The organism is Formivibrio sp. oc-25 (assembly GCF_055810895.1).
In genome coordinates this window covers 74,372-88,399 of record NZ_JBVVOL010000006.1, presented here as the reverse complement: position 1 = coordinate 88,399, position 14,028 = coordinate 74,372, and the positions used below count along the sequence as shown (strand labels likewise).

14 protein-coding genes are annotated in these 14,028 nt (G+C 60.8%); 8 read left to right on the top strand and 6 right to left on the bottom strand.

Annotated features, from left to right (window positions below; all coding sequences use genetic code 11):
- The first annotated feature begins 34 nt into the window (after positions 1-34).
- The 4 genes from AC0KVQ_RS05815 to AC0KVQ_RS05800 are packed head-to-tail and all read left to right on the top strand — an operon-like array spanning position 35 to position 3,643.
- Positions 35-1,072: an ABC transporter permease gene (locus tag AC0KVQ_RS05815; RefSeq protein WP_473420199.1), complete on the top strand. Its 1,038-nt coding sequence runs from the start codon at positions 35-37 to the stop codon at positions 1,070-1,072.
- The gene (locus AC0KVQ_RS05810; RefSeq protein WP_473420198.1) at positions 1,072-1,989 is read left to right on the top strand and encodes an ABC transporter permease; all 918 of its coding nucleotides are present in this window, start codon (positions 1,072-1,074) and stop codon (positions 1,987-1,989) included. Before AC0KVQ_RS05815 ends, AC0KVQ_RS05810 begins: the two co-directional genes overlap by 1 nt.
- An 11-nt stretch (positions 1,990-2,000) precedes the next feature.
- Positions 2,001-2,840 carry an ABC transporter ATP-binding protein gene (locus AC0KVQ_RS05805; protein ID WP_473420197.1) on the top strand — a complete coding sequence of 280 codons (840 nt, stop codon included), beginning with the start codon at positions 2,001-2,003 and terminating at the stop codon, positions 2,838-2,840.
- 11 nt (positions 2,841-2,851) lie between these two features.
- Positions 2,852-3,643, top strand: coding sequence for an ABC transporter ATP-binding protein (locus tag AC0KVQ_RS05800; RefSeq protein WP_473420196.1), 792 nt, complete (start codon positions 2,852-2,854; stop codon positions 3,641-3,643).
- A gap of 59 nt (positions 3,644-3,702) precedes the next feature.
- Here AC0KVQ_RS05800 and ampD read toward each other — a convergent pair whose 3' ends face one another.
- The 6 genes from ampD to ttcA form a co-directional block, all read right to left on the bottom strand.
- Positions 3,703-4,251 carry a 1,6-anhydro-N-acetylmuramyl-L-alanine amidase AmpD gene (gene ampD / locus AC0KVQ_RS05795; RefSeq protein WP_473420195.1) on the bottom strand — a complete coding sequence of 183 codons (549 nt, stop codon included), beginning with the start codon at positions 4,249-4,251 and terminating at the stop codon, positions 3,703-3,705.
- Complete coding sequence (locus AC0KVQ_RS05790) at positions 4,248-5,612, bottom strand: sigma-54-dependent transcriptional regulator (protein ID WP_473420194.1); 1,365 nt, start codon at positions 5,610-5,612, stop codon at positions 4,248-4,250. The genes ampD and AC0KVQ_RS05790 overlap by 4 nt, the downstream gene beginning before the upstream one ends.
- Positions 5,590-7,203: a sensor histidine kinase gene (locus tag AC0KVQ_RS05785; protein ID WP_473420193.1), complete on the bottom strand. Its 1,614-nt coding sequence runs from the start codon at positions 7,201-7,203 to the stop codon at positions 5,590-5,592. The genes AC0KVQ_RS05790 and AC0KVQ_RS05785 overlap by 23 nt, the downstream gene beginning before the upstream one ends.
- Positions 7,204-7,205: 2 nt before the next feature.
- The gene (locus AC0KVQ_RS05780; protein WP_473420192.1) at positions 7,206-7,721 is read right to left on the bottom strand and encodes an RNA pyrophosphohydrolase; all 516 of its coding nucleotides are present in this window, start codon (positions 7,719-7,721) and stop codon (positions 7,206-7,208) included.
- Between the two features lie 442 nt (positions 7,722-8,163).
- Complete coding sequence (locus AC0KVQ_RS05775; protein ID WP_473420191.1) at positions 8,164-8,952, bottom strand: polyamine aminopropyltransferase; 789 nt, start codon at positions 8,950-8,952, stop codon at positions 8,164-8,166.
- Positions 8,952-9,896 carry a tRNA 2-thiocytidine(32) synthetase TtcA gene (gene ttcA / locus AC0KVQ_RS05770; RefSeq protein ID WP_473420190.1) on the bottom strand — a complete coding sequence of 315 codons (945 nt, stop codon included), beginning with the start codon at positions 9,894-9,896 and terminating at the stop codon, positions 8,952-8,954. The genes AC0KVQ_RS05775 and ttcA overlap by 1 nt, the downstream gene beginning before the upstream one ends.
- Positions 9,897-10,017: 121 nt before the next feature.
- Here ttcA and hemC point away from each other — a divergent pair, with 121 nt between their 5' ends.
- From hemC to AC0KVQ_RS05750, 4 genes are read left to right on the top strand one after another with little or no spacing between them, the layout of a single operon-like run.
- Positions 10,018-10,983, top strand: coding sequence for a hydroxymethylbilane synthase (gene hemC / locus AC0KVQ_RS05765; protein WP_473420189.1), 966 nt, complete (start codon positions 10,018-10,020; stop codon positions 10,981-10,983).
- Positions 10,980-11,786, top strand: coding sequence for a uroporphyrinogen-III synthase (locus AC0KVQ_RS05760; RefSeq protein ID WP_473420188.1), 807 nt, complete (start codon positions 10,980-10,982; stop codon positions 11,784-11,786). The genes hemC and AC0KVQ_RS05760 overlap by 4 nt, the downstream gene beginning before the upstream one ends.
- Entirely contained in the window at positions 11,773-12,816 is a 1,044-nt protein-coding gene (locus AC0KVQ_RS05755; RefSeq protein ID WP_473420187.1) for a uroporphyrinogen-III C-methyltransferase, read from the top strand. The genes AC0KVQ_RS05760 and AC0KVQ_RS05755 overlap by 14 nt, the downstream gene beginning before the upstream one ends.
- Positions 12,813-14,006, top strand: coding sequence for a heme biosynthesis HemY N-terminal domain-containing protein (locus AC0KVQ_RS05750; RefSeq protein ID WP_473420186.1), 1,194 nt, complete (start codon positions 12,813-12,815; stop codon positions 14,004-14,006). Before AC0KVQ_RS05755 ends, AC0KVQ_RS05750 begins: the two co-directional genes overlap by 4 nt.
- Positions 14,007-14,028: the final 22 nt, after the last annotated feature.

Here is a 14,028-nt window from a genome sequence, read left to right as displayed (position 1 = left end):
GGGCTGTATTTAAAGTTTTTCCGGAGATTGACACATGGCAGTTTCAAATTTGCAGCTATCGCCAGACAAGCTGCGGCAACTCGGGCGCCGACTAGGTACCGTAGCGTTAACGCTGCTGGGCCTGTTGACACTGACTTTCTTCATCGGCCGCGTGATGCCGCTCGATCCGGTACTGGCCGTTGTCGGCCCGGATGCCGACCAGTCGACCTATGACCAGGTTTTCCAGCGCATGGGACTGGATCGCCCGCTGTATGTGCAGTTTGGCTACTACCTGCGCGATCTGCTGCATGGTGACCTGGGCAATGCACTGCTGACCGGCCTGCCGGTCATGGATGACATCCGCCGCGTGTTCCCCGCCACCATCGAACTGGCAACCTTCGCCATTACGCTCGGCATCTTCATCGGCATTCCGCTCGGCGTGTATGCTGCCACCCGTCGCGGCCGCCTGGGCGATCATGTCGTGCGCGTGATCAGCCTGTTTGGCTATTCCACGCCTGTATTCTGGTTCGGGATGATGGGGCTGATCATTTTCTACGCCTGGCTTGGCTGGGCAGGCGGTGCTGGTCGGGTTGACCTGGCCTACGATGGCTTGCTGGAACCGGTTACCGGCATGATGCTGATCGATTCCGTACTGGCGGGCGAATGGGACATCTTCTTCAGCTCCCTCAAGCACATCACGCTGCCGGCCTGCATTCTGGGCTTGCACTCCACCGCCTATATCAGCCGCATGACACGCTCTTTCATGCTGGCGCAACTGTCGCAGGAATACATCCTCACCGCCCGCGTCAAGGGCTTGCCCGAGCGCACCGTGGTGTGGCGCCATGCTTTCCGCAACATCCTGGTGCAATTGCTGACCATCGTCGCGCTGACTTACGGCAACCTGCTCGAAGGCGCCGTGCTGATCGAAACCGTGTTTGCCTGGCCTGGCTTTGGTAGTTACCTCACCAGCAGCCTGCTGCTCGGCGACATGAACGCCGTGATGGGCTGCGTCTTGCTGATTGGCCTGATCTTTGTTGCACTCAACCTGCTGGCCGATGCGCTGTATCAGGTATTTGATCCGAGGACACGTTGATGAATAGCCCAGTTTCCACCCTCATGCCCGCGCCGGCCGCCGAGAAATCGATGCAACCGCAATCGCGCAACGAGGCCCTGCGCCAGAACGTGCAGCGCAATTTGCGCCGCCTGGTTCACAACCCGCTATCCGTGGCCGGCCTGGTCGTTGTCGTGCTGCTGTTGCTGATTGCGATCTTCGCCCCGCTGATCGCTTCGCACAACCCGCTGATCCAGGATCTCAACAACACCTTGCAGCCGCCCAGTGCCAGCCACTGGTTCGGGACCGATGAATACGGTCGCGATGTGTTCAGCCGGCTGGTGTATGGCTCGCGCATCACGCTGTATGTGATCAGCCTGGTCACGGTGATCGTCGGCCCGGTCGGCCTGGCAGTCGGCACCATTTCCGGCTACTTTGGCGGCAAGGTCGATACGATCTTCATGCGCATTACCGACATCTTCATCTCTTTCCCGAGCCTGGTACTGGCCATGGCCTTTGTTGCCGCACTCGGACCGGGACTGGACCACGCCGTCATCGCCATCGCGCTGACTGCCTGGCCGCCGATCGCCCGTCTGGCCCGCGCCGAAACGCTGCAGTTGCGCAATGCCGACTATGTGGTCGCCGTCCAGCTGCAAGGCGCATCGTCTACACGCATCATCCTGCGCCATATCGTGCCGATGTGTCTGTCTTCGGTCGTGATCCGGCTGACCATGAACATGGCCGGCGTCATCCTGACCGCCGCGGGTCTGGGCTTCCTGGGGCTGGGCGCGCTGCCACCGGCGCCGGAATGGGGCGCCATGATCTCGACCGGTCGCCGTTACATGCTCGAATGCTGGTGGCTGGTGGCCATGCCCGGCTTGGCCATCATGCTGGTCAGCCTGGCCTTCAACCTGCTGGGTGACGGTCTGCGCGATGTGCTCGATCCGCGCAGCGAATAAGGAAAACAATCATGTCTGAATTCAAGCTTCAAGTTGAAGACCTGCGCGTTCAGTTCCGCAACGATGGCCGCATCACCGATGCCGTGCGCAATGTCTCGTTCAACCTTGGCCAGGAAAAACTGGCCATCGTCGGCGAATCCGGTTCGGGCAAATCCACGGTGGGCCGCAGCCTGCTGCGCCTGCACCCGGCCAGCGCCAATGTCACGGCCAAGGCCATGCGTTTTGGCGATATCGATCTCCTGAACATTTCCACCAAGGAAATGCAGCAGATTCGTGGCCGGCGCATCTCGATGATCATGCAGGATCCGAAATACTCGCTCAACCCGGTGATGCGGGTCGGCCAGCAGATTGCCGAGGCCTATCTGGTCCACCACAAGGCCAGCAAGGCCGAAGCCGCCGAGCGCACGCTCGACATGCTGGAAAAGGTGCGCATCCGCGATCCGCGCCGTGTGTTCAACCTGTATCCGCATGAAGTATCGGGCGGTATGGGCCAGCGCATCATGATCGCCATGATGATGATCACCGACCCGGAGATCATCATCGCCGACGAACCGACTTCCGCACTCGATGTCTCGGTGCGCCAGCAGGTGCTTTCCGTGCTGGATGATCTGGTCGGCCAGCACAATATGGGGCTGATCTTCATCAGCCACGATCTGAACCTGGTACGCACCTTCTGCGACCGCGTACTGGTGATGTACGCCGGACGCGTGGTGGAATCGATCGCCGCGGCCGATCTGGAGCACGCCCAGCATCCGTATACCCAAGGGTTGCTGGCCTCGCTGCCCAGCATTGACCACCGCCGCACGCGCCTGCCGGTGCTGCAGCGCGATCCCGCCTGGCTGGCGGCATGAAGGAGTCACCCATGAAAAACATGATCGAAGTCGATACGCTCAACCTGACCTTTGGCCACGGCGCACAGGCCAACCATGTGCTGCGCGACGTGAGCTTTGTCGTCAAGGATGGAGAATCTTTCGGCCTGGTCGGCGAATCCGGCTCGGGCAAGACCACGGTGCTGCGCTGTCTGGCCGGACAGTACACGCACTGGAACGGCAAGCTCGGCATTGACGGCAAGGCGCTGGAGCACAAGCTCGACCGTGCGCGTTGCCGCCATGTACAGATGGTGTTCCAGGACCCGTACGGTTCGCTGCATCCGCGTCATACCGTGGAAACCGCGCTGACCGAGCCGATGGCCATCCACGGCCTGGACAACCATCAGGAGCGGATTCACTCCATCCTGCTCAAGGTCGGCCTGAACGACAGCTACCGCTTCCGCTACCCGCACCAGCTCTCCGGCGGCCAGCGCCAGCGCATCGCCATCGCCCGCGCGCTGATCCTGGAGCCGCGTGTGTTGCTGCTGGATGAGCCGACCTCGGCGCTCGACGTATCGGTGCAGGCGGAAATCCTGAACCTGCTCGCTGACCTGCGCCAGCGTGATGGCCTGACCTACCTGCTGGTGACACACGATCTGGGCGTGGTTGCACACCTGTGCGATCGCGTGGCGGTAATGCAGCAAGGCGAAATCCTGGAAACGCTATCGACCGAAACCCTGGCCGGCGCAACCGACATGCATCCATATACGCGCATGCTGGTCGAAGCCAGCCGTGAATACAGCCGCCGGCCGCAGGCGTTGCCCACGGCCGAAACCACGGCCTGATACAGGCATTGGCCTGAAAACAAAATCGCGCCATCCCGAATCGGGTGGCGCGATTTTTTTCAGGCAGTCGGCACCCGACCCCAGTCAAAGAACGGGCCAGGATCGGTTTTGCGCTGTGGGGCAATATCGTTGTGGCCGACCAGGTGCTGCAGCGGATAACGCTGGCGCAACGCTTGCAGCAGCGCTTCCAGCCGGGCGTACTGGATTTCGGTAAACGGAACGTAATCGGAGCCTTCCAGCTCGATGCCGATAGAAAATTCATTGCAGCGCTCACGCCCCTGCCAGCGCGAAATACCGGCATGCCAGGCCCGCTCATTGCAGGAGACGAACTGCACCAGCTCGCCATCACGCCGCAGCAAAAAATGCGCCGAGACGCGCAGATCGCGCAGGCCGGCATAAAACGGATGCGCGGTCACATCGAGTGTATTGGTGAACAGACGCTCGACATCCGGCCCGCCAAACTCGTTCGGCGGCAGGCTGATATTGTGCAGAACGACCATGTCGACCGGCACGCCGGCCGGGCGGGCATCGCAGTTGGGGCTGGGAACGCGCCGCACCCCTGCTATCCAACCGTCCTCATCCACGCGCATGACATCCGGGCCATTCATTGAATTCCCAGCCTTTCCATGCGATAGCGCATCGAGCGGAAGGTCACGCCCAGAATGCGCGCGGCCTGGGTGCGGTTGTAACGGGTTTTCTCCAGCGCTTCGAGGATGGCAGTGCGCTCCAGCCGATCAAGATAATCCTGCAGCGGATACTTTTCACCCGCCTCGCCTTCGGCAATATCGCAGCGCTCCACGATCTGCAACTGCAGATCCACCGGCGTGACGCATTCGCCATCAGACAGCGCCAATGCGCGCTCCAGCACGTTTTCCAGCTCGCGCACATTGCCGGGGAAATCATAGCGCTGCAGCGCCAGTTCCGCCTCGGCCGAAAAACGCGGCACAACGATACCCTGGCGTTGTGCCAGGCGCGCCAGAATCTGCCTGGCAATCAAGAGGATATCGTCCCCCATCTCGCGCAAGGGCGGCATCTTGAGTTCGATGACATTGAGCCGATAGAACAAATCCTGCCGGAAACTGCCAGCCTCGACGCATTGCGCCAGGTTGCGGTGCGTGGCCGAGATGATGCGCACATCCACATCGTCCTCCGAGGTTGCACCAACCTTGCGAACCTTGCGTTCCTGGATGGCACGCAACAGCTTGACCTGCATCGCCAACGGCAAATCCGCCACCTCATCCAGAAACAGCGTGCCGCCGTGGGCGGCCTGGAAGAAACCGTCGCGATCCTCGGTGGCACCGGTAAACGCACCCTTGCGATAACCGAAGAATTCGCTTTCCATCAGATTTTCCGGAATCGCCCCGCAGTTCACCGCCACAAACGGTTTGGCCGAACGACTGGATTTGGCGTGGATCATGCGGGCAGCACGCTCCTTGCCAGAGCCTGATTCGCCCGTGACGTAGACCGGTGCCTGGCTGCGCGCAAGCTTGTCGATCAGTTCCAGCACCTGCCGCAAGGCCGGAGATTGCCCCAGCAGCAAGGTGCCACTTTCCGGCGCAGGCACTGCGGTAGCCGCATCGCCATCCAGTCGCAAGGCGGATTTGACCAGTGTGCGCAACTGCTCAAGCGATACCGGTTTGGCCAGGTAATCAAAAGCACCGGCCTTGAGTGCGGCCACGGCATTTTCGGTGCTGCCATACGCCGTGATAACGGCGACCGGCACATCCAGTTCGCGTTGCTGGATATGTCGCACGATTTCCAGTCCCTCGCCATCAGGCATGCGCATATCGGTCAGACACAGATCGTAGGCGTTACTGTTCAGCAACTGGCGGGCCGCAGATACGCTGTGGGCCTTGTCGACCTCCAGCCCCATGCGCAACAAGGTCAATTCCAGCAGGTCGGCAAGATCGACCTCATCGTCGACCACCAGCGCCCGGCGTGCGGATCTAGTCGGTTTTCTGGCCATCATTCATCCCGAAACTCAGACGGAAGCAGACACCACCCTGTTGTGGTGGCAGATATTCGATCTGCGCGGCATTCGCCTGGCAGATTTCGCGCGCGATATACAGGCCAAGCCCGGTACCTTTGGCCTCGGTAGTGAAAAAGGGCTCGAACAATTGGGTCTGGGCATCTTCCGGCACCGGCGGGCCATCATTGCAGACATCCAGTACCCAGCATTCGTGCAACCTGCGCACTTCCAGGCGCAAACTGCCATCGCGCTTGCTGCAATAGCGCCAGCCATTGCGCACGATATTCCACAAAACCTGGTGCAGATGTCCCGGATCGAAACGGATCCTTACCTGCTCAGGGCAGGCTATCCCGACAACTGCCGGGATTTTTTCCACCTGGATGAACTCTTCGAGAAAGCGGGCAAGCCAGTCACTCAAGTCGATCTCGGTCATGTGGACGCGATCACGCCGGTTGAGCTCCAGCACCTCCTTGACCATGCGTTCCAGCCGCAAGGCATTGTCACCGATGATGCGCGTGAGCTTGTCGATCAGTGGATCGCGCGATTCCTCTCCCAGAATCTGCGCGGCATGGCTGATCGCGCTGAGCGGGTTGCGAATTTCATGCGCCAGATTCGCAGTCAAGCGCCCGAGTGCGGCAAGCTTGACCTGCTGCGATTCACGCCGCAAACGGTCCATGTCTTCCAGATAGATCAGCACGGCGCCGGAAAAATCTTCCGATAGAGCAATAAAGCGCGGCCTCACCAGCTTGTTGGTCCGCTCCGACGGCACCAGGCGCGGCATGTAACGCGGGTTATCCCGCCAGGTTTTGAGCTCGATCGCCAGCGCCGGCAAGATCGTGGCCAGCTCCACGGCTGGCGCCGGACGTTGCCCGATCAGACGAACCGCCTGCGGATTGGTCTGGCGCAAACGCCCTTGATCGTCCACCACCAGCACGCCATCGGAAACATCTTCGAGAATACGCTGGTTGAGCTGGTCCAATTTGGCCAGATCAACCCGGCGCTGCTCGGCCAGCTTCTGGCTTTCCTGTGCATAGCGCGCCAGCCGGTGGGCCACCCAAGCCACGGCAAAACAGGCCACGCACAGCAGGGCCGGCGTCGTGAAGTCATAATCCGACAGCCCGCTGTTCAGGAACTGGAAGATCTCTTCGGTCAGCAGAGCAATCGTGGCCAGTGCGGCATGAAACAGCGTCATGCGGCCACGCGCGATCAACCCGGCAGCGGCCAGGTAGGGCAACAGCAGCAGCCCCAGGCCGCTTTTGAGCCCCCCCATCATGAACATGATCGTGACGATGAAGGCAACATCGACCGCCACATGGATCGCGAGTTGGGTATCGAGCACTGGCCGGCGCCGGGCGATACCCACGGTAAATACCAGGGCAAGCAGTGCATAGACCGCGCAGATCGACAGGAACAGCGGCAGGCTGCGCAGCGACAGGAAAGATTGGGAAGGGAAAGCGAAACCGCCTGCCAGCAGTGCTACCACGCTGAGCAGGCGGAAGACATTGAATGCAGCCAGCGATTTCCAGTGGACAAGGCTGGTCTTGCGCTCAGCCTTGTCCAGCGAGGAAACGGTGTGGACGAAGCCGGTCACGTTCAGCTGCGATGCGAAATGACACGTCGCGTCGGGCGCGACGGCACATGATCCAGAAAACGTACCAGTTCGGCCAGCGCCAGCTCGTAAACACTGCGCTTGAATTCGATCACGGTTTCCAGTGGCGCCCAGTAATCGCTCCAGCGCCAGGCATCGAATTCGGGATGACTGGTACGGCGCAGGCACACATCGCTGTCACGACCGGTCAATCGCAAAAGAAACCAGATCTGCTTCTGGCCCTTGTAGGTGCCGCGCCATTCACGCCGCACCCAGTTGGTCGGCACATCGTATCTCAACCAGTCCCGCGTACGGCCGATGATCTGGACATGGTCAGGTGACAGACCCACCTCTTCCATCAATTCACGATACATCGCCTGCTCGGGTGTCTCACCCTGCTTGATACCGCCTTGCGGAAACTGCCAGGAGTGCTCGCGCACCCGCTTGCCCCAGAACACCTGGTTCTGGCGGTTGATGATGATGATGCCGACATTCGGACGATATCCGTCTCTGTCGAGCATAAGCTTATCCTGCAATTTTTTTGGCGGGGGCCGACCCGGCGGGCAGACTACCCCGAAGCCGGGCAACTACAACCGGCTATCCTCTGGCCTGAAGTATACGACAGAGCGCCGCCGCCATCATCCCTGCCGGACAAAAAGGCGGCGGGCTGCCAGTTTCCGGTTCGCGCTCCCGCGCTAGGCTCTGTTGACATTTGATTGTTTTTTACGCAAGCCCGCCAACTTGCCGGAGCGAGAAGCCAAGCGCAAGCAATACCGGTGTATTGCAAGCATTGGCGACAAAGCATCCGGCAAGATTGGCGGACTTGCCCTTCGGGCGGCTGGGTCTTTTGCTCCATTACGGCGTTATTTCCCACTTGCGGTACCCGTACCGCGGCCTGGGAAATGCCTGGTACTGGAGCAAAAGACCCCAACCGCGTAAAAATTAATCAAATGTCAACAGAGCCTAGAGGAACAGCCGTCGATCGTTATGGGGATTCATGCGCGCCAGATCGGCGACAAATTCGTCGAATTCCAGACCGAGCTCCGCCTTGAGCTTGTCGGCGCGCTCAATCAGGGATTTCCATTGCGGGTTGTTCTGGCTGCGCCGGAAACCGAAGGCAATCACATTGCCCTTTTGTCGCGCCGGCAGGCAGATGACACGCCCGTCAAAGACATTGGACAGACGCTGGCAGTATTCGCCGAAGCGCTTGTCCGATCCCCACAGATTCACGGCCAGTACACCTTCTTCCGTAAGCCGGTCGCGGCACGCGGCAAAGAAATCGGTGGTGGCCAAGGGCGGCGCGATGCCGGTGGCGGAATAGGCATCCATCATGATCAGGTCGACCGAATCTTCCGGCATCTGCCAGACATGCGCCGCACCATCACCCACCACCACCGACAAGCGCTCATCATCTTCGGGCAGGTGAAACATGCTGCGCGCCACATTCACCACCTGCGCATGCAGTTCGACGCAGGTCAGCCGGGCCTGCGGCAGGTATTCGTGCATCCATTTCGGAATCGAACCGCCGCCCAGACCAATCAGCAAAGCCTCGCGTGGCGCCTCGGCAAACAGCAGAAAACCGAACATGCAGCGCGAATAGGCCAGCACCAGTTCGGTCGGATCATTCACGCGCATCGCACTTTGCGTATCGTCCTGACCGAAATGCAGCTTGCGGATGCCGCCTTCCTCGGAGATGTCGATCACGATCTCCCCCACGGCACCCGGGCTGTAGCGCTTGCTGCGAAATAGCATCAGGCGGCGCTCCCGCATTCGTTGCCATGCATCTTTTCCGGGCGGCTGGCCAGAATCGAAACACGGCTCGGCTCGCTGAAGTTTTCGCGATCAAAGGCCTTGTCGCCATCCTCGCGCGCCACGCCATCGGCGCGCAGATTGGCAAAATCGTAAATCTTGGTATCAGCCAGGTGCGAGGGCACCACGTTGCACAGTGCCTTCATCATGGTTTCCACCCGCCCCGGGAAGCGGCGATCCCAGTCTTCGATCATCTCGCCCACCACGGCGCGCTGCAGGTTCGGCTGCGAACCACACAGGTTGCACGGGATGATCGGGAACTGCTTCCACTCGGCGTAGCGCTTGATATCCTTTTCGCGGCAATAGGCCAGCGGACGAATCACGATATGCCGGCCATCGTCCGTGACCAGTTTCGGCGGCATGGCCTTGAGCTTGCCGCCGTAGAACATGTTGAGAAACAGCGTTTCCAGAATGTCTTCGCGGTGATGGCCGAGCGCGATCTTGGTCGCGCCCAGCTCGCTGGCCACACGGTAGAGCACCCCGCGGCGCAGGCGCGAGCACAGGCTGCAGGTGGTTTTGCCCTCCGGCACCAAGCGCTTGACGATCGAGTAGGTGTCTTCTTCGATGATGCGGTATTCGACGCCGATGCTCTCCAGATAGGCCGGCAGCACGTCGGCAGGGAAACCCGGCTGCTTCTGGTCGAGGTTGACGGCGACAATACTGAAATCGATCGGCGCGGATTTCTGCAGGCCACGCAGGATATCGAGCATGACGAAGCTATCCTTGCCGCCCGAAAGGCAGACCATCACCCGGTCGCCCTCCTCGATCATGTTGAAATCGTTGATCGCATCGCCCACGGCGTGGCGCAACCCTTTGGTCAGCTTCTTGTTCTCGTGGGCCTGTTTCTTCTCGACGTCGCTGAGTTCGGCCTGGATGTTCTCGGTCATGGCAAATCCTGCAAAAGCAGCGGGGCGCAAGGCGCCCCGCAATGGAAGTAATTGAATTGGCGCGGATTTTACCTGATCAGGCCGTCAACCAAAAGCCGCCACCCGGCCCAATTGTCTCTCCATGCTAGAATCCATTATCAATTGCATTTCGGAGCCTGCCGTGTCCCTGCCTGGTCGTCTTGTCATTGCCACGCGTGAAAGCCCGCTTGCCCTGTGGCAAGCCCGGCACATTCAGGCCAGATTGCAGCAACGCTATCCGGACATGGTCATCGAACTGCTTGGCATGACCACGCAAGGCGACCGGATTCTGGACGTGACCCTGAACAAGATCGGCGGCAAAGGGTTGTTCGTCAAGGAGCTGGAACAGGCCCTGCTGGATGGTCGCGCCGACCTGGCTGTGCATTCGATGAAGGATGTACCGATGCAACTGCCGCCGGAACTCACGCTGGCAGCAATCTGCGAACGCGAAGATCCGCGCGATGCCTTTGTCTCCAACCACCATGCCAGCCTGGCCGAACTGCCCGTCGGCGCCATTGTCGGCACTTCCAGCCTGCGCCGGGAAAGCCAGTTGCGCGCCCGATTTCCGCATCTGGATATCCAGCCCTTGCGCGGCAATGTCGGCACACGACTCTCCAAGCTCGATGCGGGCCAGTACGCCGGCATCGTGCTGGCAGCCGCCGGTCTCAAGCGCCTGGGACTGGAAAACCGTATCTGCGAATATTTGGCCGTCACCGATAGTCTGCCCGCCCCCGGGCAGGGTGCGCTCGGCATTGAAATCCGCGCGGACCGGCAAGACCTGCACGAGCTGCTGGCACCGCTCAATCACCCGGCGACGGCCGCCTGTGTCAGCGCCGAACGCGCGCTGTCGCGCCGGCTGGGCGGCTCCTGCCAGTTGCCGCTGGGCGGCTTCTGCACTGATGACGACGGCATGCTGCAACTGTCGGCCTTCGTGGCACTCCCGAACGGACAGGACATGATCCACGCGCAGGGTAGCGGCTCGCGCGCCGGTGCAGAGGGCCTGGGATTGAAGGTGGCCGAACTGTTGCTGACCGAAGGCGCGGCTTCCGTGCTGCAGAGGCTGGCATGACTGATCAACCACTGCATGGACTGCGATTGTGGGTCACTCGGCCAAGCAACCAGGCGGCTGCACTGATCACCCTGCTGAGCAATGCCGGCGCCGAGGTGCTGGCCCTGCCCTTGCTGGAAATCGCCCCGCCACTCGATTCCGCGCCACTGGCTGATGCGCTGGAACGATTATCCGAGTTCGACATCGCCGTATTTGTCAGCCCCTCTGCACTGGATGCCGTCATGGGCCGGTTGCACGGGCAGTGGCCACATCATCTCGCAGCGGCAGTGATGGGGCCGGGCAGTGCTCTCAAAGCCCGTGCGCTTGGCTTGCCGCACATCATCGCGCCAACCAGCCAATTTGATAGCGACGGTCTGCTGCAATTGCCCGCCATGCAGGCGCTTGCCGGCAAAAATGTGGTGCTGTTCCAGGGTGACGGTGGCCGGGAAACCCTGCCCGAAACGCTGCTGGCACGCGGCGCCCGCCTGACCCGGGTGGCCGCCTACCGCCGCCTGCCGCCCGCATTCGATCACGCCTACCTGCAAGCACAACTGGCTGCCGGCTGCGCTGGCGTGATCATTTCCAGCTCGGAAGCCGTGCAATACCTGTTTGACTTGGGTAGAGGCGCAACGCTTGAGCAGCTACAATCATTATTGTATTTCGCTCCGCATCCGCGAATCATCACGGCCCTGCATGACCAGGGCGCACGGCAGACCTGCCTGACCGCCGTGGGTGATAGCGGAATCACGGAAACCATTGTCAACCATTTCGGCTCGCGCCAAACCGGGCCGAATACCGCGAAGAATACGCATGATGCAGGATAATTCCCAAGAATCGCTTTCCGCCGTGCTCAAACCGGCCGCAGCACCGAACCGCTTCCGGCCGCAACCCGCACTGCTGGTCTCCACACTCGCGCTGCTCGTGGCCGCCGGCTTTGGGTTCTATCAGTTCCGCACGGTGCAGGCACTGCAAAAGGAATTGCAACGCAGCCAGTCTGTCAGCAGCGAAGCACGCCAGCGCACACAGGAAATGCAGCAAGCCGCACTGGAACAACAAAAGGCGCTGGAAGCCCGTTTTGCACTGCTTGAGGCGCATCAGGCGGAAACGCAGGGCCAGCAACAGGCATTGGGAGCGATGTACGAAGCACTGACCCGCTCGGATGCCGCACGCACTTTGTCCGAAATCGAGCAGATCCTCACGTTTACCAGCCAGCAATTGCAGCTGACTGGCAACACCCCGGCAGCATTGTCCACACTGGCGGATGTCGATTACAAACTCGCGCGGCTCAACCGCCCGGAGTTGATCAGCCTGCGCCAGGCGATCGCCAAGGACACCGATACGCTCAAGGCCTTGCCTGCCTATGATGTTTTTGCGATCTCACTCAAGCTGGACCAGATCGCCGGCATGATCAGCAAGGTGCCCATGTCGATTGACAGCTATCGCGAACCACCCAAGCCCGCCCCCAAAGTGGAAGGCGACACGCTGGCGCGCCTGGCTGCCGAGGTCTGGCATGAGCTCAAGCAACTGATCCAGATCCGCCGCATGGACCGTCCGGATGCCTTGCTGCTCTCACCCGAACAAGCCTTCTTCGTGCGCGAAAACCTGAAATTACGACTGATGAATGCACGCAATGCACTGCTGCTGCGCGACCAGGCCACCTACCTGGCCGACCTCAAGACCGTGCAAAGCCAGCTGCGCCAGCATTTTGACCCGCGCTCACCCGAAACCGTCACGACGCAAAATCTGATTGCCCAGCTGATCGATCAACCCATGGTCTTGAAGCTGCCCGATCTGGCCGGCAGCCTGGGTGCGGTGCGCAATGCGCGCAATGTTGTCGAGAGGGCCAAACCGTGAAGACGTTGCTGTGGCTCATCGGACTATTCTCGCTCGCGGTTGGCCTGACGCTGTTCGCCCAGGTCAACACCGGCTATGCGCTGCTCTTTTTACCGCCGTGGCGCATCGAGCTTTCGCTCAATGTATTCATCATTGTCCTGGCAGTATTCGTGGCACTGCTCTATTTCGTCACACGCATCCTGGCAGAGCTCACCGGTCTGCCCGGCCGGGTGCGTGCCTGGCGCAGCCGCAAGCAAGCCAACGCTTGCCTGAAAATGGAACGCGATGCCCACATTGCCTTTGCCGAAGGCCGTTACCAGCGCGCAGAAAAACTGGCCGGCGAAGCCATGGCGGCCAGCCGCAACAATGAATCATTCGCGGTCAATGCCCTGCTGGCAGCCCGTGCCGCGCACATGATTCGCGACTTCGAACGTCGCGACCAGCATTTCGAAACCTTGCGCCAGCGACTTGGTACTGCCGATCTGGCCAGCGCCATGACCATGGCCGAACTGTACCTGGACGAGCGCCGCTATACCGAGGCCAACAGTGCGTTGGAGCAGGTGCGGGCCATTTCTCCCAAGCTGACTGCCGCAATGCGGCTGGAGTTGCGCCTGCGCCAGGCCGAGGGTAACCCGGATGCCGTTCTCAAGCTGGTCGAGCAACTGGTGCGTGCCGATGCGCTCGATGACGAGCAATTCCGTCGCCTGCACAGTCATGCCTGCCTGCAGAAATTGCGCCAGCAGCAAATGAGCCTGAAAGAACTGAACGAATGGTGGCGCCGGCTGCCGGCAGAAGATCGCAGCCAGGCGCAATTGGTGCTGGCATTGGCCGACAGCTATATGGCCCTGGACGAGCCGGATCTGGCGCGCACTGCGATTGAAGCGGCGCTGGATAGCAATTGGTCGAGTGAGTTGATCGAGCGCTACGGTGCCCTGAGCCTGACAGATGATGCACTCACCAAACAACTGGCCAAGGCCGAAAGCTGGCTGGCGAGCCAGCCCAACGATCACCTGCTGCTGCTGACCTTGGGCCGACTGTGCCTGGCGAAGACACTGTGGGGCAAGGCGCAGAATTACCTGGAAGCCAGCATTGCTGTGCAACCGACCGCCGTGGCACATGCCGAACTTGGCCAGCTGTGCGAGCAGCTCGAGCGCAACAGCGAGGCGAATCGCCACTATCGAGCCAGCCTTGAACTGGCTTTGGCGCCCTGATCGCAAGGTGTACCTGCAATAA